Genomic DNA, 18,671 nt, shown 5'->3' on the forward strand with positions numbered 1-18,671 from the left:
GGCCATATCCTACCTCTGATGTGAGATGTTCTGAGTTGAGAACTTCTTGACTCGGAACTTCTTCACTCGTATGTTCGTGGCATGACCAACTTGCTGCACATCGACTCGAGCATCCGGTACGAGGGATCCGTGTCCCGCGAGGTCACCAGGGCCTTCGCGGACGCGTGGCGCGCGGCCAACCCCGAGGGGGAGTACGTCTACCGAGACCTCAGCGCGAACCCCGTGCCGCACGTCGACGGGACGCCGCACCCCGAGCTGATCGCCGAGGTCAAAGCGGCCGACACGATCGTCATCGGGGCGCCCATGTACAACTTCGCGATCCCGTCGACGCTCAAGGCGTGGATCGACCAGTTCACCGTCAAGGACGTCTTCGTCGGGGAGGACGGCGTGGCGCCGCTCGGTGCGAAGCGGGTCGTCGTCGTGACGGCGCGCGGGGGTTCGTACAAGGCGGGCACGCCGCGTGAAGGGTTCGACCACCAGGAGCCGTACCTGCGGTCCGTGCTCAGCCTGACCGGGCTCGACCGGAACCTGGAGTTCGTGCACGCCGAGATGACCATGGCCAACGTCAACCCGCAGCTCGCCCAGTTCCGGGAGATCGCGGTCGAGTCCCTCGCGGACGCGCACCGCGTCGTGAAGGAGCTCGCCGTCGCGTGATGTCGAATTCTGACCCGAAGCTTGTCTGATTGCGTTCGACCCTGTTGACTCGTGCACGAACTGTCCGACCTACCGCCGCCGCTGTGGGGAGTGACGACAGATGGGGTCTCGCAAGAGATCGGCTTTACTGGCGGCGGTATGCGTGGTCGCGGCCGGAGCCGGTCTGATCGGCACCACGCCGGCGCTCGCGGCTCAGTCCGGCGAGTGGCGGGTCACCGCACCATCGAGATCCACCAGTCCCGAAGCAGTCGTCAAGCTTGACCGCGGCAAGCTGACGCTGTCCGTCAAACGCGGGGCGACCACCGTGCTGGAACCGTCCGCACTGGGGATCAGGACCGCAGACGCCGACCTCACCGACGGCCTCAGGTTCGTCGGCCTCGACACGCGCCTGGTGCACGACGAGTACACGACCACGACCGGTCGCCGGTTGAAGCACGAGTACACCGGCACCGAGAACACCTTCCACCTGCAGCGCAAGGCTTCGCGCCTCGACCTCGTCGTGCGCGTGTCCGACGACGGCGTCGCCTACCGGTACGTCCTGCCCGAGCAGCGCTGGGCGACCGTGCTCGGTGAGGCGTCCGAGTTCGCTGTGCCGGCGGGTGTGTCGAACTTCCTGCTGCCGTACGACAACGGGCGCAGCGACTACGAGTCCGCGCACGTCCGCGCGCCGGAGCAGGGCGTCGAGTACGGCTATCCGTCGCTGTTCAACGTCAAGGACACGTGGCTGCTGATCGCCGAGTCCGACGTCGACGGCCGCTACGGCGGTTCGCGCCTCACCTACGACGGTTCGCGGTATCGCCTGACGCTGCCCGACCCGGCGGAGACCGCCAACGGTCCGCTCGCGACGCCGTGGCGCACGATGATCGTCGGCGACCTCCCGACCGTGACCGAAAGCGACCTGATCACGGATCTCGCGCCGCCGTCGAAGATCTCGGACACGTCGTGGATCAAGCCCGGCCGGGCAGTGTGGTCGTGGTGGGGCGACGGCACCGGCAACCTCGACCTGCAGAAGAAGTACGCGGACTACGCCGCCAAGCAGGGCTACGAGTACAACCTCGTCGACTCCGGCTGGGCCGCCGACTGGATCCCGCCGCTCGTGCAGCACTCCAAGGCCAAGGGCGTCGACACCTGGATCTGGGTCCGCTGGCAGACCATCGACACCGACAGCGAGCGGGAACGCCTCTTCGCGCAGTACCGGTCGTGGGGCGTGGTCGGTCTGAAGATCGACTTCGTGGAGTCCGACGGGCAGGACCGGATGCGCTGGTACGACGCGGTGCTCGCGGCCGCGGCCAAGTACCACCTGATGCTCAACTTCCACGGCGCGCCCATCCCACGCGGCACCGAGCGCACGTGGCCGCACGTCATGTCCGTCGAGGCCGTGAAGGGTGCCGAGGGAACCAAACCGCGTCCCGGACGCGAACCCTTCCCGATCGAGCACTACCTGACGTTGCCGTTCACTCGCAATCTCACCGGTCCGATGGACTTCACGCCCGTTACGTTCACCGGCGTTCGACCTAACAGTGATGCCGCTGAACTCGCGTTGAGTGTGTTGTTCGAGTCCGGGGTGCAGCACTTCGCGGACAAGGTCGACAGCTACACGGGCTATCCCGTCGCCGAGCAGTTCCTGCGCGGTGTGCCTACGGTGTGGGACGAGACTCAGCTCGTGGCCGGCGATCCCGGCAAGTTGGCCGTGTTCGCCAGGCGGTCCGGTGCTCGGTGGTTCATCGGGGCCGGGGTTGCGGGTGATGCTCGTGATCTGACCGTGCCGACGAGTTTTCTCGGCTCGGGTTCATGGCTCGTCGAGGTGTACCACGACAGTCCTACCGGCAAGATAGCGTTCGACACCAAACGGGTCACGGCCGGCGAGGCCCTGACCGTCCCGGTCGCTCGCAACGGCGGGTACGCGGCGCGCTTGTGCCAAGCGCCGCCGACCGCGGCGAGCTGCGGCTGATCACTCCATCTGGTCAGCCGTACGCGCGGGGGTCTTGCGCGCAGTGAAGCGGCGCGCCTGACCCCCGCGTGCTTGCGTTTGCGCTGCCGCGCTGACTTCCTTGGCTGCCGGTTTGGTGCGTGGTCGCGTTTTACTGCTCGGGGCTCCGCCCCGGACCCCGGCTCAGCTCAAAGAGGGGCCCAGCCGTGGTCTGGTTGCGTTGGGGTGGTGGGCCCCTCCCGTCGCATCGCACCTGAGGCAGCCGCATCCGAGACCCCAGGTCAAGCGAAAAGCGTGCTTGACCTGGGGTCTCGGATGCGGCAGGGCTTCGCCTGCGATGCGACGGGAAGGGCCCACCACCTGGTGGTTGTGCGCGCTGGCGCGCGTACGTTCCCGTGGCTCGCGCTTCGCGTATCGTGCGGGCGAGTCCCACCTTCACACACCTCGAGTCCCACTCTTGTGCACCCGAGTTCCACCTTCGCGCGCCCCGCGACGAACTCCGGCCCGCCGGGGGTCCCCCCGATTTCCAGCGTATCGACGAGGTCTGACAGTTTCGGCGGCGAAAGCCCAGGCCACGCGCCATTCGTTCACCCGATAGAGCAGCGAAAGTCGCGCTGGCACACTGTGCCCGTGTCCGAGCCGATGACCGCGGTGCTGTTGCGGGCCGCCGAGCTCACCGCCGCGGGGAAGTCCCAGCAGGCCATCGACCTGCTGCGGCCCGTGCTGGTGACGTATCCGCACCACGCCGAGGCGTGGTGCCGGCTCGCCGCCGCGCACCTCGACGCGGGCGAGGCGCAGGCCGCGCTGGACGCGGCGACGCGGGCGCTGGAGCTCGACGTCGAACCGGCGTGGCCGAACCGGCTCAAGGCGATGGCGTTGAGCGACCTGGACCGGCACGACGAGGCGATCAGCGCTGCCAGGGACTCCGTGCGGCGCAAGCCGTCGGACTGGCGGTGCCAGGTGGTGCTCGCCGAGGTCCTGTCCGTCGCACCGGGCATGGCGGAGGACGCGGTCGACGTGGCACAGCACGCGGCCAGGCTCGCGCCCAGTGAGGCGCGGGCGTTCCAGGTGCTCGGCGACGCCGCGATGCGCGTCAAGGACTGGGGCCTGGCCGAGCACGCCTACCGCGCCTGCCTCAAGCTCGACCCCGCCGACTCGGACACCGAGGCGAACCTCAGGACCGTGCAGCGCAAGCGGGCCGGATCCCCGAAGCAGAAGCCCGAGAAACCGTTGAACACCGGCAAGGCGTGGCGCGCGCTGAGCCGGATCTCGGTGATTCAGGTCGCGGGCGGCCTGTTGCTCTTGCTCGCGGGTATGCCGAAGCCGACGGGCTACCTCGCGTGGCTCTCCGGTGCCCTGGTGATCGCGTGTCTCACCCAGACGTTGCGGCTGCGGCCGTTCAAGTCGTTGGTCCAGGTGCCCAAGCTGGCCGCGATGGTCTCGCTGCTGGGCGTGTCCGTCCTGCTGAACGCGGGCTGGACCGTGGGATTGGCGCTAGGCGCCACCACGATGCAGCCACTTGTGATTTCCTGGTTGTGCGCGGTGGTCGCGGGGGCACTCGTGTTCGCAACTGGAGGCAAGCGGTGAGGAACGGGCGGCGCTACGCGCTCCTGCTCGTCTTCGCGCTGTTCGGCGCCTTCCTGCTGACCAGTCCCGGCTCGCAGCCGAAGGCCGACGGCCCGTCGGTCACGGTCGCCGGCAACGTCGCGCATCAGACCGGTGCCGCGCCGCGGCCGCACAACGAGCACGCCGCGTACGTCCCGCATGGGCACCTGCCCGCCGACCACCCGCCCGTCGCCGGCATGCCGCGGTCGCTGCGCTTCCTCGTGGGCGCCGCGAAGCGGATGCACCGCACGCCCGACGAGCTGCACACCTCGCGGCACGGCAACCGTGCGCCGCCCCGCCCTTCCGGAAGTTGAGCCACCACTCACCTCTTCTGGAAGGAAAACCATGTCGCGCCCCAACGCGCGACGAGGTCTGCTCGTGCGCGGGTTGTTGTCCCTCGCCGTCCTCGTCGCGTCCGCATATCTGCTGCTCACCACCGCACCACGCCTTGGTCTCGACCTCCGGGGCGGCACGCAGATCGTCCTCGAGGCCCAGGGCGACGCCGAGGCCACCGACCGCGCGGTCGAAGTCCTGCGGCGCCGCGTCGACGAGCTCGGCGTCGCCGAATCCGTGCTGGCGCGGTCCGGCGAGAATCGCATCCTCGTCGAACTGCCCGGCGTCCAGGACCCGCAGGAGGCCGTGAAAGTCCTCGGCCGCACCGCCCAGCTGACCGTGCAACGGCTAGGCCAGACGATCATGACCGGCGAGGGCATCTCCGACGCCCAGGCGGCACCGAACCCGCAGGGCGCGGGGTGGGTGGTCAACGTCAAGTTCCAGGGCGACGCACCCCGGACGTGGCAGAAGGTCACCGGTGAGGCCGCCTGCGTCCCGTCCGGCAATCCCGGTCGGCAGATCGCGTTCGTCCTCGACGGCGAGACCGTGTCGTCGCCCGAGGTCAGCGCCGACACGCCGTGTGGCGTCGGGCAGGCGGGCGGCAGCACCACGATCACCGGCCGGTTCCCGAAGCCGGAGGCCGAGGAGCTCGCGCTCGTCATCCGATCCGGTTCGCTGCCCGTGCCGGTGCAGGTCGTCGAGCAACGCACGGTCGGCGCCACGCTCGGCGCCGAGGCGATCGAGGCCAGCGCCAAGGCCGCGATCATCGGCATCGCGCTGACCGGGATCTTCCTGATCGTCGCCTACCGCCTCGCCGGGCTGCTGGCCGTCCTCGCGCTGGTCGGCTACTCGGCCGTCGCGTACGCGGCGTTGCTCGCGGTCGGCGCCACGCTCACCTTGCCCGGTCTCGCCGGGTTCGTGCTCGCGATCGGCATGGCCGTCGACGCGAACGTGCTCGTCTTCGAACGCGCCCGCGAGGAGTACGCGAAACGCCGGAACCTGCGGCGTGCGGCCGAAGGCGGGTTCAAGGGCGCCCTGAGCGCGGTCGCCGACTCCAACGTGACGACGCTGCTCGCGGCCGGCCTGCTGTTCTGGCTCGCCACCGGCCCGGTCAAGGGCTTCGGCGTCACGCTCACCATCGGTGTGCTCGCGTCGATGTTCAGCGCGCTCGTGCTGAGCCGCGTGCTCGTGCTGTGGGCGATGGGGCTGCTGGAGAACCGGCCGCGGTGGAGCGGCCTGCACACGCTCGGCCGGGTACGCGAGAAGCTGCAGGGCGTCACCCTGTACCGGCGCCCGCGGGCGTGGTTGCTCGGCGCCGCGGCCCTGGTGCTGGTGGCGTTGGCGGGCCTGTTCGTTCGCGGGCTTGACCTCGGCGTCGAGTTCACCGGCGGCCGGATGCTGGACTACACGACGACCAACGCGGTGGACGCCGGTCGCGTGCGGACTGCGTTGTCCGACGCGGGGTTCCGCGACGCGGTGGTCGCGGTGTCCGGCACGAACGAGGTCTCCGTGCGCACCGGGCCGATCGACGACGCGACTTCGGCGCGGATCGGTTCCGTGGTGAGTTCGGCCGCCGGTGGCGCGCAGCAGACCAGCAACGAGCTGATCGGTCCCAGCCTCGGCTCCGAGCTGCGCCGCAACGCCGTGATCGCGCTCGCCGTCGCGGTCGCAGCGCAGCTCGGCTATCTCGCGGTGCGGTTCGACTGGCGGCTCGGCGTGGCGACCGTCGTCGCGCTGCTCACCGACATCGCCGTGCTCATCGGCGTGTTCGCATGGCTCGGCAAGACCGCCGACGGCGTGTTCCTCGCGGCGCTGCTAACCGTGATCGGCTACTCGGTCAACGACTCGGTCGTCGTCTTCGACCGCCTGCGCGAGCTGCGCGGATCCCGGCTGAAAGCGCCTTATCCACAGGTCGTGAGCTCAGCCGTGCTGCAGACCGTGCCGCGCACCGTGAACACCGGCATAGGCGTGCTGTTCGTGCTGGCCGCGCTGCTCGTGCTCGGCGACGGCTCGCTCGCCGACTTCGCCACCGCGCTGCTGGTCGGGCTGGTCGCGGGCACGGCGTCCACAGTGGTCACCGCGGCCCCGGTCGTGATCGCCCTGGAGAGCCGCTGGCCGGCCAAGTCACGAAACCGTCGCCGAGTTTCGGTTTCCCGTGACGGGGCGGTGGTGTAGCGAGTAGCCTCCGCGCGTTCCTCACCCGAGACCTCTGGGGGTTGTTGTGACTCGTATCGGTGTGTTCCTCGCCATCGTCGGTTTCCTGTCGGTGATCCTGTTCCAGTTCACCGACTACCGGATCCGCCTGCTGGCGTGGGCTGACGACTACCAGCCGGGCATCGGTCTCGGCGCCGGCGCGCTCGGCGTCGTCCTGATCGTGGCCGGTGTCATGGCTGGAAAGAAGAAGGCCGCGGCGGCAGAGTAGGCGCATGACCGGATTCGCTGCGTACCAGAACGAGATCTATCTTCAGGGGCTCGGCGGCCAGATTCCGCCGTTCACCACGGATGTCACCGCGCTGGAGGAGTCCGCGCGGGAACGGCTGGGACCGGGACCGTTCTGGTACGTGGCGGGTGGCGCCGGCTCCGGCGCCACCGTGCGGGCCAACCGCGAGGCGTTCGACCGGGTGCGCATCGTGCCCCGAATGCTGCGCGACGCCTCCGAACGCCACCTCGGCGTGACCGTGCTGGGCACCGAGCTGCCCGCGCCGGTGCTGCTCGCACCCGTTGGCGTGCAGTCGATCCTGCATCCCGACGGCGAGCTGGCCACCGCCCGCGCGGCCGCCGAGCTCGGTGTGCCGATCGTCCTGTCGACCGCGTCGTCGTACTCCATCGAGGAGGTCGCCGAGGCGTCCGGCGACGGCCCGCGCTGGTTCCAGCTGTACTGGCCGAACGACCCGGAGGTGTGCGCCAGCATCCTCGACCGGGCGCGCAAGGCCGGGTTCACCACGCTCGTGGTCACCTTGGACACCTGGACCCTGGCGTGGCGGCCGCACGATCTGGACCAGGCGTACCTGCCGTTCCTGCGCGCGGTCGGCACCGCGATCCCGTTCAGCGACCCGGCCTTCCGCGCGGGACTGGAGAAAGCACCCGACGAGGACCTGCCGATGGCGATCCTGCGCTGGGTCCAGCTGTTCACCGGGCGCGACAAGTCGTGGGACCAGCTGCCGTTCCTGCGCGAGCACTGGGACGGACCCATTGTGCTGAAGGGGATCCAGCACGTCGACGACGCCCGCAAGGCGGTCGAGTCCGGTGTGGACGGAATCGTCGTGTCCAACCACGGCGGCCGTCAGGTCGACGGCGCCGTGGGTTCGCTGGACGTGCTGCCCGAGATCGCGGCCGCGGTCGGCGAGCAGATCGACGTGCTGTTCGACTCCGGCATCCGCACGGGCGCGGACATCGTGAAGGCGTTGGCGCTGGGCGCCAAGGCCGTTCTCGTCGGCCGGCCGTTCGCATACGGCCTTGCGCACGGCGGCCAGGTCGGCGTGAAGCACGTGCTGCGCAGCCTGCTCGCCGACTTCGACCTCACGCTCGGCCTGTCCGGACATCGCAGTCCGGCCGAACTGGGGCCGGAAGCGTTGAAGTTCTAACGCTTCTGGTACGCCTCACGGGCTTCGTTCTTGACCTGCTCGCCCAGTGGCCCGTGGTCCCATCGGTCGACTTCCCTGGCTCCGGCCGAGGAGAAGTTGCTCCGGAGCCACGGGCCCGCGGCCGCACCGTCTTGGGCGCGTTCGATCCGGATGACCCGATACGGCTCCTTGGCTAGCGCGACGACCACGGGCGAAACCTGTCCTCCGACCTCGTGCAGGTCGGCGGCGTACGCGTCGCACCTGGTCTGCAGACCGACCTTGAGCCCGTCGCCCGCCGGCCGGACCTCGATCACGTGCTCGGCGCAGAACCACCGTCCATCCTGGACGGACCAGGGGCCCTGCTGCAGCGCGTCGTCGATCACCGGCAGTATCTCTCCGGTCAGCTTCGCGTCCACAGTCGGGCGGTCTTCCTGTTGCACCGCAACGACTCCGACGAGGCCGAGCGCGAGTGCGGCGCCGACCGCGATGATGCCCTTGGTCATCCGGGCAGCTCGGCCGTCATGCGCGCCAGCGTGCCGAAGTCACCGGACAGGATCTTCAGCCAGTCGCCGTCCTTCTGCGTCACGTAGCGCCCGCTGACGGTGTCGAAGTACGTCAACGGGTGCCGGCACCGCTGCTTGCGCCCGTACGAGTCGCGCCACGCCGCGTAGAGCTGGCCGCCACCGGTGCGCGGCTCCGACATGATCTTGCGGAGCTGCTGTACCTGGTGGTCGTGCGGCGTGCTCTCGGGCCGGCTCTGCTGCATGAACGAGCCGGTGTCCTCGTAGCGCTGCCGTTTCTCGTTGAGCGCGTCCGCCGGCAGGCTGATCGGCCCGCCTTTTCCTGGTGGCGTAGGCGGAAGCGCGGCGATCAGCGACTGCGGCGTCTCCTCCGCGCGGATGGGCTCCAGCACGAACATGTTGTCCGGCGTGCGCACCACCCGCAGCGCGTCGTCTCCTTTTCGGACGGTCAACGCGCTGCAGGTGGGCCCGTCCTCGTGACTGAAGAACGCGTAGTACTCCGTGCCCGCCTCGACGATGAGCCGCAACGAGTTCCCGAGATCCGGATGCACCTGGAAGCCGCGGGCGAGGCCGAGCTGCTCCAGCGCGGCCCAGCTGTCGCGGGCCATCCGGCTCAGACCGCTGAGGTCTCCTTCGGCGAGCTGATCCTCGTCGAAGTCGACGTTCGCGATCAACGCCCGATGCAGCTGCTCGTCCAGCCCGGCGGCCTGCCAGGCGCTGTACAGCGCGACAACAGGGATCGCGACCCTGCTACGCAGCACTTTTCCCCCAGGTGTCCATTATCCGCCGATGACCGGCGGCGCCACCATCGTGCCGTCGCCGAAGATGTCCTCGGTCTCCTGCAGGTAAGACGCGGACTTGTGTTCCTTGTCCTCGTCCCCCTGCCCCTTGGCGCCTTGGCCCATACCGCCCATGCCCGCGGCTCCACCCGCGCCCGCACGTCCGGCCGCTCCAGCCCCACCGGGCCCGAAGCCGCCCGCGCCGCCACGGCCTTCGCCCATGACGCCGGCCGACCCGCCGGGCCCAAAGCCCTGCCCGGCCGCCGCGCGTCCACCGATCCCGCCGGCGCCAGGCCCGCCGAGGCCACCGGCGCCGCGGCCGGCGCCGCCTCCGGGGCCACCGCCCGGACCGCCGCCACGCCCCGTGCCGGGTCCTCCCGGACCGCCAGGGCGGTTGCGCGGATCGTTCGGGTTGCCGGGACCAGGCGGCCGGTTGCGGTTGCGCGGGTCGTTCGGGTTGCGCGGGTCAGGCGGCTTCGTCGGGTCGTACGGCAGCTGCGGTGGCGGCGGCGGAGGCAGCGGCCGATCACGGTCGTTGAGCGGCGGGGGCGTCGGCGGGTCGACGCGCCTGCCCGGATCGTCGATGCTCGACTTCCGCGTGCCGTCGTCGCTGCCAGGTGGTGGCGTCCAGCCCGACTTCGTTGTGCCGTCGTCGTCCCCCGTGCCGTCGCCGGTGCCGTCACCGGGCTTTCCCTTGCCCGGTGGTGGCGGCGGGATCGGCGGCCAGTTCTCGATCGGTGGCGGCGGAGGCGGCGGCTTCTCGATCTCGGCGCCCGCCCCGTCTGGGGACTCGAACGTCGGAAGATTGCTGGAGGCGCTGTTGGCGGAGCTCGCGTAGGTGTTGAGGACGCGCATGTTCGCCTCGTTCACCTGCTGCTGCTTTTCCAGAGCGTCGTCGTAGTCCGTGTCCCAGAAGGCGACGGGCTGGTACCAGGGCTTGTCAGGCACCTGGACGGGTGGTTGGACCGAGTTCTTGGCCTGGCGGAACGCACTTCCGATCTCGAAGCTCGCGTTCGACGCTTGCTGTGCGCTGTCGCCGGTCGCGGTGGCCCAGGTGCCGAGGGGAGAGGTGTTGGCGCGCGCCTGATCACCGGCGGCGCCTTCCCAGCTGGCGCCCGACGCGCGCACGGCGTCGTTGATCAGCTGAGCGACGTTCGCGTGACCGTTGGACAGGCTGGCGAAGCCCTGATCGCTCATGTCCGTCGTCGCCTCGGGACCCTTGCCATCGTGGAACCAGCTGTAGATCTTGTCGGCCCCTATGCCCAAGGTCATCAGGCCGAAGCCTGACAAATCCATGTCGACCGGTGATTGAGGATTCGTCATCGCTGCCTCACTTCAGCCCCTCGATCGCGATGGCCGCGCCCTTTTCCGACACGGTGCACGGCGTCGAATAGTTGGGCGCGGTCTTGGTACTCATGTTGACCTGGACCATCAGCGCCGTCTTGTCCGACAATGCGACGACGGTGCTGCAGTCACCGTGGACGCCGTCAATGCCGTCGAAACTCGCGGCCGGATAGCCGGAAACCTGCGCCGGTTTGAAATACGGATAGTTGCTCTTGCCCTTGTAGTAGTCGTTCAGCGTGCTCTTGCTGAACGTGTACGTGAAGGAGAACGCTCCGGTGGGCGCCTTCGGGTGCCAGATGCACTGGGGCTGACCGCTGCGGTCACGCTTTTCGCCCGGCTTCATGTCGCCGAGTTGGGTGATCTGCTCCGGCGTCAGCAGCGTGCATGGATCGGTCTTGAACTTGTCGAGGCTGAGCGGGGTGCCGGTGACGGGTGGCGCCTCACCGCTGCTCGAGGCGGAGGTCGACGTCGGGGATCCGGTGTTGCCGCCCGTGCCCGGTGCCGTCGTGGCGGTGCCCGGCGTCTTCGAGTCGCAGCCGACGAGGAGCCCCGCTGCGGCGATCGTGGCCAGAGCGGTCAACGCGAGACGGTTCACGAGTGATTTCCCCTAAAAAACAGCGGTGTTGTTGGCTTCGGTCTCTCGGTAGACCTTGAGCGCGTCCTGGATGCTCAGGATGGTCTGGTCAAGGGCGTCGCGGGCCTGGCGATTCGCCCAGCGGTAGCCACCCTCCTGTTCCCCAGCCGCCTGGCGAATGGCAATCGTCGCGAACCCGCTGTAGAGGTCCTTGCCGGGCGAGTTGACGTTTGCGATGTCCATGGCGTCGTCGTAGAGCTTGAGTAGCTCTTCCTTCGCCTTGTTCAGGCCGTCGATGAGCTTCTGGGCCTCGGCGGGATCGATACTGAACTTCGTCTGGGACGTGCCGACGAGCGAGGAGATCCCGCTCCCGACCACGTCACCCACCGCTTGACCCATGACCGGCGTGCTCGCCATGAACTCGATCGCAGGCATGCTCAGCTCCCCTCAGTGCCCTCTCCCTTAGAGGATTTTTACACAGCGCCGGTTCCCCGTGGGGCTGATCGATTGAGGAGGATCGCCCAGATGGGTGTCCGATTCGTTCAAGACCGGGGCCGCCGCATGCGCCTACGTTCGAGGCATGATCGAACGAGCTAGGTCCTTCATGTGGCACAACGCCCGCGTCCTGGAGCAGCGGCGATTCGAGTTCCTCTTCGACGGCGGCCCGGCCGAGCCGGTGCTGACGGCGCTGCTCGCGTACCGCAACGACGACGGCGGCTACGGGCACGCGCTCGAGCCGGACGGGCGGGGTCCGACAAGTCAGCCGCTGCACGTGCTAAGCGCGTTGCACCTGCTCGGTGAACTGGGCGCGTCGGTGCACGTGCCGCCGGTGCTCGACTGGCTGACCAAGATCTCGAACAACGGGGTGCCGTTCGGGCTCACGAGTGGGCGGGACTACCCGCACGCGCCGTGGATCGAGATGGACGGTCAGGGCTGCTTGTTGCTGACCGCGCAGGTGGTGTCGGCGTTGCACAAGATGAAGATCAGTCACCCGTGGCTCGACGAGGCGACCGAGTACTGCTGGCGGCAGATCGACGGCCTGACCAGCACGCATCCCTATGAGGCCAACGCGTGCCGCATGTTCCTCGACGAGGTGCCGGACCGGCGGCGCGCCGAGGAGGCGGCCGAACGGTTGGGGCGGATCGTCAGGGAACAGCTTGTCCTGGACGGCATTCCCGAAGAGGAAGCACACAAGCCGCACGACTTCGCGCCCACGCCGACCAGCCTGGCGCGGCGGTGGTACAGCGACGAGGAGTTCGCGCGCAGTCTGGACGAACTCGTTGCGGCGCAAAAGGAAGACGGTGGCTGGGACTTCCCGTGGGCGGCGTGGACGCCGGTGACGCGCTTCGAGTGGCGGCCGATCGTGACGATCGACGCGTTGCTCAAGCTGAAGGCCTACGGGCGGATCAGCTGACGCAGCGGGACGCCGGCGAACTCCTTGACCTCACGGGACAAGTGGGCCTGGTCGGCGTACCCGGACTCGGCGGCGATCGACGCGAACGGCGTGCCCGCCCAGGCCAGTTTCATGGCGCGGTCGAAGCGCAGGACCCGTTGCAGCATCTTGGGTCCGTAGCCGAACGCGTCCAGGCAACGCCGGTGCAGCTGGCGCGTGCTCAGGCCGAGCTCCCACGCCACGGACGCGACATCGTTGTGCCGCAACGCATGCGCCGTCGCGGCGACCGCCGGGTCCGGGCGCAGGCGTTGTTCGGCGAACGTCACGATGTCGTTGGACGAGGTGAGGCGAGCCGCCGGCACCAGCTCGGTGAGCGGCACGCGGAGGTCGCGCAGGGCGTGCGCGGGCACGCCGAACACCGCCGGGCCCGCGCCGGGCGGGAAGCGCACCCCGAACATGCGGCCCGGCCGGATCGTCGTCAGGTGCGCCTCGGTGTCCGGGCCCGCCACGAACAGGGCGCCGGTGTCCGGAACCCAGATCAGGTCGGTGCAGCCGTCCGGCACGACGCGCGCGACGTGCGGCTCCGTGGACTCGCGGGTCCACAGGCAGGCCAGCCCGGCGGGCGCGGGGTGCTCGCGGTACACGTCGTCATCGTCTCAAAGTCCCGGCAGGTCGACGACCGGTCTGATCGTCCCGAGCCGCACTACCGGTTCCGAGCACGAAAAAAGGGCCCTGATCAGGCCCTTTCGATGGACGATACTGGGATTGAACCAGTGACCCCTACCGTGTCAAGGTAGTGCTCTCCCGCTGAGCTAATCGTCCGTGTTGCGGAACGAGTCTAGCGGGTGCCTTCGGATTGGGCGTGGCGGGGTCCGGAGGAAGGAGGCATCCGGACCCCGCCACAGGCTCACGTGCCGAACTTCACCCAGTTCAAGCTCACGTACGGCGCGGGCTGGCCGCTGGTGAAGGTGATGTAGACGTCGTGGGTGCCGGTGACCCCGCTGATGTTCGCCGGGACGGTCGTCCACGACTGCCAGCCGCCGGTGCCGGCGATGGCGAAGCTGCCGATCGGCGCGGCGGTGCGGCTGTCGAGGCGCACCTCGACGAGGCCGCTGACGCCGCCGGTCGCGCCGGAGGCCGCGCGGGCGTAGAACTGCCGGGCCGTGCTGCTGCCGAAGTTGACGCCCGAGAACTTCAGATAACCGCCGTTCGCGATCTGGTGCACGCCCGATCCGCCTTCGGACACCGTGCCGATCGTGCCGCCGGAGCGTTCCTGGGCGCTCTCCGCCTGGATCTCGCTGTAGGCGTTGTAGCCGCCGCCGGGGTTGGACGACGTGGTGGTTGTCGGGTTCGTCGTCGTGGTGCCGCCGCCACCGCCGGACCGGTAGACCGCGACGTAGTCGACGACCAGCGAGTGGCCGGGAACCGTTGCGGCGGTGGGGGTCTGGCCGGCGAGCGCGTTCGGGAAGGCGCCGCCCATCGCGAGGTTCAGCAGGATGAAGTAGCCGGCGTGAGTCGTCATCTGGTCCCACGTGCCCGCGCCGACCTGGTCGCGGTTGACCGTGTGGAACTGCTGGCCGTCCACGTACCAGCGGAACTGCTTGAGACCGTCGTCCCACTCGAAGCGGTACGTGTGGAACGCGGACTGGCACGACGAACCGGGGCAGGGGCGGTTCGACGCGATGCCGCTCGTCTCGTTGCACGGCCCGCCGGGGTTCACTCCACAGTGGAGTACGCCCCAGACGGAGTTGATGCCGTTGACGTTCTCCATGATGTCGAACTCACCGATGGACGGCCAGTTCCAGTAGTTGCCGCGGTAGGGCGACCCGAGCGCCCAGAACGCTGGCCAGTAGCCGAGCGCCGCCTGGCCGGTGACGTTCGGCATCTGGATGCGCCCCTCGATGGCGAGCTTGCCGCCCGCCGCCGGCTTGAAGTCCGACCGCTGCGTCTCGATGCGCGAGGACGTCCAGTTGCCCGCGCCGTCGCGCTGGGCCGTGATGCGGAGGTTGCCCGCGCCGTCGAGCCTGATGTTGTTGGTGCTGTTGGTGTAGTTCTGGATCTCACCGGTGCCCCAGTTGCCCGGACCACCGGGATAGGCGTGCCCGAGATCGAAGATCCAGTTCGACGAAGACGGGAGCGTGTTCGCAGCACCGTTGAAGTCGTCGCCCCACACGAACGTCCAGCCGGACGGCGTGGGGGGAATGGCCGCCTGGGCGGACATGGCGACGACCGCGACGGGTATCGCGGCGAGCAGTGCGGTCGTGGCCGCGAGAATGCGGCGTCGGCGGCTCATGCGCGAGTGACCTCCTTGTCACGGGCAGGGCGTGTGGTGCTGGCCACTATGAGAGCGCTCTCACGACCAAAAGAGAAGCACCCGTTTGGAGCAATGCCGTGCTGGGGGTGGGGGATCAAGATCGGGATGTGGGGCGGGGGCCTGCGGGTTTGGGAGCGGTGGGCGGGGTGCGTGGGGTGCGGTGTTCGGCCGAGTGGATGGGGCGTTTGGGTGGGTCGGTTGGGACGGGATTGTCAGTGGTGGGTGGGAGGATTGCGGCAGGGGCCCCTTGGGGCGGGGGACGCCTGCGGGAGCCTGCGCGGCGAGCGGGCAAGTGTGCGCGCGGTGGGCCTGCGGAGCGGGCGGGTGCTTGCACGGCGGGCGCGGGTGGGCGGGGAAGTGCGCGGCGGCTGTGGGGAGTGGTCAGGCGCGTGCCGGTGGGCGGACGCGTGCGCGGAGGGGAGTGCGTGGGACCCCGTGGGGTCCGGGGATCGTCGGTGGTGGTCGGAAATCAAGGTAGGGCCTCGTTGGCAGCGTGCGCTTGCGGCAGGTGCGCGGTGGGGGGAGCGGCCAGGTGAGTGCGCGGCGCACGTGGGGAATGGGTGGGCACGTGCGGCGGGCGCGGGGTGTGGCGTGAGCATCCGCGGTGGGCGGGGCGAGAGCGTGCACCGGGGTGTTGGCGGGACCTTCGGGTGGGACTGTGGCGTCCGGAATTGTCAGTGCCAGTGGGGAGAATGTTGGCAGGGCCCTGGGGCGGGGGACGCCTGCGAGAGCGTGCGCGGCGGGCGCGGAGCGGGGCAGGGGAGTTCGCGTCGGACCGGCGGCGTCCGGAATTGTCGGTGGTGGATGGAAAAATGAAAGCAGGGGACCCCTGGGGGCGGGGGACGCCTGCGCCAGCGTGCGGGGACGGCAGCGTGTGCGCGTTGCGGCGGCCGCGACTGCCGTCTGTGGGGCTGCGGCGGGCGCGACTGCGGTCTGCGGGGGCTGCGGCGGGATGTGCGGGCTGCGGCGAGAGCGGACAGTGGTGGGCTGCGGCGGATGCCTGGATGCCTGGATGCCTGGATGCCTGGATGTCCGGGTGCCTGGGTGTCCGGGGTGCGCGGGGTGCGTTGTGCGGACGGTGGCGCGTGGGCGCGCGGTTGGCATTGGGACAGTGGCGCGTGGGCGCGCGGTCGGCATTGGGGTGGGGCGTGCTCGCCGTGCGGGTTACTTGGCGTCCGCGTAGGACTCGACTGGGACTGCGCGCATGGGGAAGCGGACCTGCGTGTCGCCGAACAGGAGTCTGGTTGCTTCGCGCGCCGCGCTCGTGATGGCGTCGCACGCCGCCTCCGCGGCAGGGGCTGGGCAGTGGACCAGGACCTCGTCGTGCTGGAAGAACACCAGGTGCGCGTCCGGGGGTAGGTGGGTGCGGAGGACGGCTAGTAGGGCGGCGGTCCAGTCCGCCGCGCTCGCCTGGACTACGAAGTTGCGGGTGAAGCGGCCCCAGTTGCGCGCGGCCTGGCGGGAGCGGGCGGCCGAGTCGCCGGCGTCGTCTGCGGCGCCGGTCAGTTCGCGCCACGCGTCCGATGGGGTTGGAGAGGTTCGGCCCAGGCGGGAGCGGACCATGCGGCCCTGTTCCCCTGCCTGGGCGGCGGACTCCACGTAGCCGACCGCCGAAGGGAAGCGGCGGCGTAGTACTGCTAGCAGCGGGCCGGCCTCGCCGCTGGTGCCGCCGTACATCGCTGACAGCATGGCGATTTTGGCCTTGGGGCGTTCGCCTTGGAACGAGTCGCTGGCGATTGCGGCGTAGAGGTCGTCGTCGCCGCACGCCTCGGCCAGGCGTTGGTCGCCGGAAAGTGCTGCCAGCACACGGGGTTCCAGTTGGGCGGCGTCGGCGGCCACTAGAAGGTGGCCTGGGTCTGCTCGGATCGCTGTGCGGAGGATGCGCGGGATCTGCAGGGCCGCGCCGCCGTTCGACGCCCAGCGGCCGGAGACGACCCCGCCCACTACGTACTCCGGGCGGAACCTGCCATCGGACACCCACGCGTCCAGCCACGACCAGCCGTGCGCGGTCCACAGGCGCTGGAGTTCCTTGTACTCCAGCAAAGGTGCCACGGCCGGGTGGTCCAGGGAACGCAGCACCCACGCTCGCGCCGACGGGATGTCGATGCCCTCCCAGGCGAACGCCTGCACGATCGAGCCGGGGGCGTCCGGGTTCACCGCGCGACCGCCGAACGCCGCGACGATGCGGTCGGCCAGGGCTGCCAGTTTGCGGGGGCGTACGCCGGGCGGTGTGCGTGGGCCGAGTAGGTCCTCCAGGAGCGAAAGATGCACGTCCTCTCGCCACGGGAGGCCGTGGAAGGTCATCTCGCATGCGGCCAGCCAGCTTGCGCAGTCTGCGGCGACCAGCAAGCGCAGTTGGTCGAACAACGGGTTTGCTTGCTGGGCACCGAAAACCCGGCCCACCGCGTCCAGTGGGTCTACACCTCCAGGCAATGAAGCGGGAACAGGCTCGAACAGGGTGGGTTGCGCGTCGCGCTTGCGTGGGCCGGCGTCGGGTGGTGGGGGTAGGCCCAGTACGCGGGCGATGGCGGCTGGGAGTTCGCGCGGTTCACGGTGGCGGCCGGCGTGGGCCAGGAGTAGGCCCTCGGTCAACGTCAGGTCGTGGCAGCGCTCTACGCGCACGCCGGCCGCCAGTAGGTCCGGGTACACCTCCGGCGTCGACGCCCACACCCATCTGGGTTTGTGCAGACGCTCCATCGAGGACACGGCTGCGGGCAGGTCGGCAGTCTCGACGACCGGGCCGGCGGGGGACCCGTCCTCCGAGATCTTGCGCAACCGGCCTGCGGAGTCCGCTTCCGGAACGAGGGCTATCAGCACGCTCCGATTGTGTCGGAGGGGTCTGACAATTTCGGGACGGAGCCATGGAGCAGTGAGAAGAAGCTCGGACCGGAGGGCGTCAGCAAGGAGAAACCCGAGGAGTCACGCGCCCACGGACCGGGCACTCCGGGCACCGTGAGCGGCCACGGCGGCTCGTCCGGGAACATGAGGTCGAGCAGGTGCAGCACACCCGACGAGTCGGCCACCAGCTGCCAGCGGCCGTCCGGCGACTCCGAGATCTCAAACATCGGTGGCCTCCGGCATACGCAACGGGATCAACGCCTGCTGAGCCATCACCGGAACCGTCCCCGGACGGCGCCGAGACGGACGGCCCAGCTCCATGTACGGCTCGAACACCGCGTGGAGCTTCTGCTTCAGCTCCGCGGTCTCGGCGGCGGTCAGATGCACGGTGGCCCACGACCGTCCGACCGCCTCGCGCCACTCCGGTGGGTACTGGTCGCGTGTACGCAGATATGACGCCACGGCGTCGCGGAAGGTCTGCATCTCGATCTCGTCGAGGGCGCGCAACGCCGGCATCGACTCCTCGTCGAGCGTGTCGGACTTGATCTGAGTGATCTCCTCGACCACCTGCCACGGGCGCTGCCTGCCCACCCCACCAGCGGCTTCCTCGACGAACCCGTGCCGCGCCAGCAGCCGCAGGTGGAACGAGCAGTTGGCGGGCGTCGTCTCCAACCGCGCAGCCGCCTCGGTGGCCGTGAGCGGGCCCTCCGTCTCGAGAAGCGCGATGAGCCGCACCCGCAACGGGTGGCTCATCGCGCGCAAGTCCTGGGCCGTCAGGACGCGAGCCTTATCGAAAGACATGTTTCGAAAGTACTGTTGCGAT

Annotated in this window: 18 protein-coding genes and 1 tRNA gene; 8 read left to right on the plus strand and 11 right to left on the minus strand. The window is 69.5% G+C overall.

What is annotated here, in order from left to right; translation table 11 throughout:
* Positions 1 to 81: 81 nt before the first annotated feature.
* From QSK35_RS21275 to QSK35_RS21305, 7 genes are all read left to right on the plus strand, one after another.
* Positions 82 to 654, plus strand: a complete 573-nt coding sequence (locus QSK35_RS21275; protein ID WP_285748827.1) for an FMN-dependent NADH-azoreductase — start codon at positions 82 to 84, stop codon at positions 652 to 654.
* A gap of 100 nt (positions 655 to 754) precedes the next feature.
* A complete protein-coding gene (locus QSK35_RS21280; RefSeq protein WP_285748829.1) occupies positions 755 to 2,605 on the plus strand; it encodes a glycoside hydrolase family 97 protein in 1,851 nt (616 codons plus the stop codon).
* Positions 2,606 to 3,214: 609 nt separating this feature from the next.
* On the plus strand, positions 3,215 to 4,171 hold the full coding sequence (locus QSK35_RS21285; protein WP_285748831.1) for a tetratricopeptide repeat protein: 957 nt from the start codon (positions 3,215 to 3,217) through the stop codon (positions 4,169 to 4,171).
* The gene (locus QSK35_RS21290) at positions 4,168 to 4,503 is read left to right on the plus strand and encodes a hypothetical protein (protein ID WP_285748832.1); all 336 of its coding nucleotides are present in this window, start codon (positions 4,168 to 4,170) and stop codon (positions 4,501 to 4,503) included. The genes QSK35_RS21285 and QSK35_RS21290 overlap by 4 nt, the downstream gene beginning before the upstream one ends.
* Before the next feature lie 31 nt (positions 4,504 to 4,534).
* Positions 4,535 to 6,697 (plus strand): protein translocase subunit SecD, encoded by a 2,163-nt coding sequence (secD, locus tag QSK35_RS21295; RefSeq protein ID WP_285748835.1) that lies wholly within the window; start codon positions 4,535 to 4,537, stop codon positions 6,695 to 6,697.
* Between the two features lie 46 nt (positions 6,698 to 6,743).
* On the plus strand, positions 6,744 to 6,944 hold the full coding sequence (locus QSK35_RS21300) for a hypothetical protein (protein ID WP_285748836.1): 201 nt from the start codon (positions 6,744 to 6,746) through the stop codon (positions 6,942 to 6,944).
* Between the two features lie 4 nt (positions 6,945 to 6,948).
* Positions 6,949 to 8,106: a lactate 2-monooxygenase gene (locus tag QSK35_RS21305; protein ID WP_285748838.1), complete on the plus strand. Its 1,158-nt coding sequence runs from the start codon at positions 6,949 to 6,951 to the stop codon at positions 8,104 to 8,106.
* Here QSK35_RS21305 and QSK35_RS21310 read toward each other — a convergent pair.
* The 5 genes from QSK35_RS21310 to QSK35_RS21330 are packed head-to-tail and all read right to left on the minus strand — an operon-like array spanning position 8,103 to position 11,738.
* On the minus strand, positions 8,103 to 8,588 hold the full coding sequence (locus QSK35_RS21310) for a hypothetical protein (RefSeq protein WP_285748840.1): 486 nt from the start codon (positions 8,586 to 8,588) through the stop codon (positions 8,103 to 8,105). The genes QSK35_RS21305 and QSK35_RS21310 overlap by 4 nt on opposite strands.
* Positions 8,585 to 9,367: an ESX secretion-associated protein EspG gene (locus QSK35_RS21315; RefSeq protein ID WP_285748842.1), complete on the minus strand. Its 783-nt coding sequence runs from the start codon at positions 9,365 to 9,367 to the stop codon at positions 8,585 to 8,587. Before QSK35_RS21315 ends, QSK35_RS21310 begins: the two co-directional genes overlap by 4 nt.
* Before the next feature lie 18 nt (positions 9,368 to 9,385).
* The gene (locus tag QSK35_RS21320; RefSeq protein WP_285748844.1) at positions 9,386 to 10,657 is read right to left on the minus strand and encodes a hypothetical protein; all 1,272 of its coding nucleotides are present in this window, start codon (positions 10,655 to 10,657) and stop codon (positions 9,386 to 9,388) included.
* A gap of 58 nt (positions 10,658 to 10,715) precedes the next feature.
* The gene (locus tag QSK35_RS21325) at positions 10,716 to 11,324 is read right to left on the minus strand and encodes a DUF3558 domain-containing protein (RefSeq protein ID WP_285748845.1); all 609 of its coding nucleotides are present in this window, start codon (positions 11,322 to 11,324) and stop codon (positions 10,716 to 10,718) included.
* Between the two features lie 12 nt (positions 11,325 to 11,336).
* The gene (locus QSK35_RS21330) at positions 11,337 to 11,738 is read right to left on the minus strand and encodes a hypothetical protein (RefSeq protein ID WP_285748847.1); all 402 of its coding nucleotides are present in this window, start codon (positions 11,736 to 11,738) and stop codon (positions 11,337 to 11,339) included.
* Positions 11,739 to 11,883: 145 nt separating this feature from the next.
* Between QSK35_RS21330 and QSK35_RS21335 the strand changes: the two genes are divergently transcribed.
* Positions 11,884 to 12,717 carry a hypothetical protein gene (locus QSK35_RS21335; RefSeq protein ID WP_285748849.1) on the plus strand — a complete coding sequence of 278 codons (834 nt, stop codon included), beginning with the start codon at positions 11,884 to 11,886 and terminating at the stop codon, positions 12,715 to 12,717.
* Here the strand turns inward: QSK35_RS21335 and QSK35_RS21340 are convergent.
* The 6 genes from QSK35_RS21340 to QSK35_RS21365 all read right to left on the minus strand — a co-directional run bounded on the left by QSK35_RS21340 (position 12,699) and on the right by QSK35_RS21365 (position 18,649).
* The gene (locus tag QSK35_RS21340; RefSeq protein ID WP_285748851.1) at positions 12,699 to 13,340 is read right to left on the minus strand and encodes a DUF6597 domain-containing transcriptional factor; all 642 of its coding nucleotides are present in this window, start codon (positions 13,338 to 13,340) and stop codon (positions 12,699 to 12,701) included. The genes QSK35_RS21335 and QSK35_RS21340 overlap by 19 nt on opposite strands.
* A gap of 106 nt (positions 13,341 to 13,446) precedes the next feature.
* Positions 13,447 to 13,518 (minus strand) — tRNA-Val (locus QSK35_RS21345).
* Positions 13,519 to 13,603: 85 nt separating this feature from the next.
* Positions 13,604 to 14,989, minus strand: coding sequence for a carbohydrate-binding protein (locus tag QSK35_RS21350; protein ID WP_285748853.1), 1,386 nt, complete (start codon positions 14,987 to 14,989; stop codon positions 13,604 to 13,606).
* A 1,185-nt stretch (positions 14,990 to 16,174) separates the two neighbouring features.
* Positions 16,175 to 17,827, minus strand: coding sequence for a bifunctional 3'-5' exonuclease/DNA polymerase (locus tag QSK35_RS21355; RefSeq protein WP_285748855.1), 1,653 nt, complete (start codon positions 17,825 to 17,827; stop codon positions 16,175 to 16,177).
* A complete protein-coding gene (locus QSK35_RS21360; protein ID WP_285748858.1) occupies positions 17,821 to 18,075 on the minus strand; it encodes a hypothetical protein in 255 nt (84 codons plus the stop codon). The genes QSK35_RS21355 and QSK35_RS21360 overlap by 7 nt, the downstream gene beginning before the upstream one ends.
* Complete coding sequence (locus tag QSK35_RS21365; RefSeq protein WP_285748860.1) at positions 18,068 to 18,649, minus strand: winged helix-turn-helix domain-containing protein; 582 nt, start codon at positions 18,647 to 18,649, stop codon at positions 18,068 to 18,070. Before QSK35_RS21365 ends, QSK35_RS21360 begins: the two co-directional genes overlap by 8 nt.
* Between the last annotated feature and the right edge of the window lie 22 nt (positions 18,650 to 18,671).

This window comes from Lentzea sp. NBRC 105346, assembly GCF_030269605.1.
Lineage (GTDB): Bacteria > Actinomycetota > Actinomycetes > Mycobacteriales > Pseudonocardiaceae > Lentzea.

Bases quoted from the DNA above. Each gene is read 5' to 3' on its own strand.
- QSK35_RS21275 (WP_285748827.1), top strand. From the start codon at position 82: ATGACCAACTTGCTGCACATCGACTCGAGCATCCGGTACGAGGGATCC.
- QSK35_RS21280 (WP_285748829.1), top strand. From the start codon at position 755: ATGGGGTCTCGCAAGAGATCGGCTTTACTGGCGGCGGTATGCGTGGTC.
- secD (WP_285748835.1), top strand. From the start codon at position 4,535: ATGTCGCGCCCCAACGCGCGACGAGGTCTGCTCGTGCGCGGGTTGTTG.
- QSK35_RS21305 (WP_285748838.1), top strand. From the start codon at position 6,949: ATGACCGGATTCGCTGCGTACCAGAACGAGATCTATCTTCAGGGGCTC.
- QSK35_RS21310 (WP_285748840.1), bottom strand. From the start codon at position 8,588: ATGACCAAGGGCATCATCGCGGTCGGCGCCGCACTCGCGCTCGGCCTC.
- QSK35_RS21320 (WP_285748844.1), bottom strand. From the start codon at position 10,657: ATGACCTTGGGCATAGGGGCCGACAAGATCTACAGCTGGTTCCACGAT.
- QSK35_RS21330 (WP_285748847.1), bottom strand. From the start codon at position 11,738: ATGCCTGCGATCGAGTTCATGGCGAGCACGCCGGTCATGGGTCAAGCG.
- QSK35_RS21335 (WP_285748849.1), top strand. From the start codon at position 11,884: ATGATCGAACGAGCTAGGTCCTTCATGTGGCACAACGCCCGCGTCCTG.
- QSK35_RS21350 (WP_285748853.1), bottom strand. From the start codon at position 14,989: ATGAGCCGCCGACGCCGCATTCTCGCGGCCACGACCGCACTGCTCGCC.
- QSK35_RS21360 (WP_285748858.1), bottom strand. From the start codon at position 18,075: ATGTTTGAGATCTCGGAGTCGCCGGACGGCCGCTGGCAGCTGGTGGCC.
- QSK35_RS21365 (WP_285748860.1), bottom strand. From the start codon at position 18,649: ATGTCTTTCGATAAGGCTCGCGTCCTGACGGCCCAGGACTTGCGCGCG.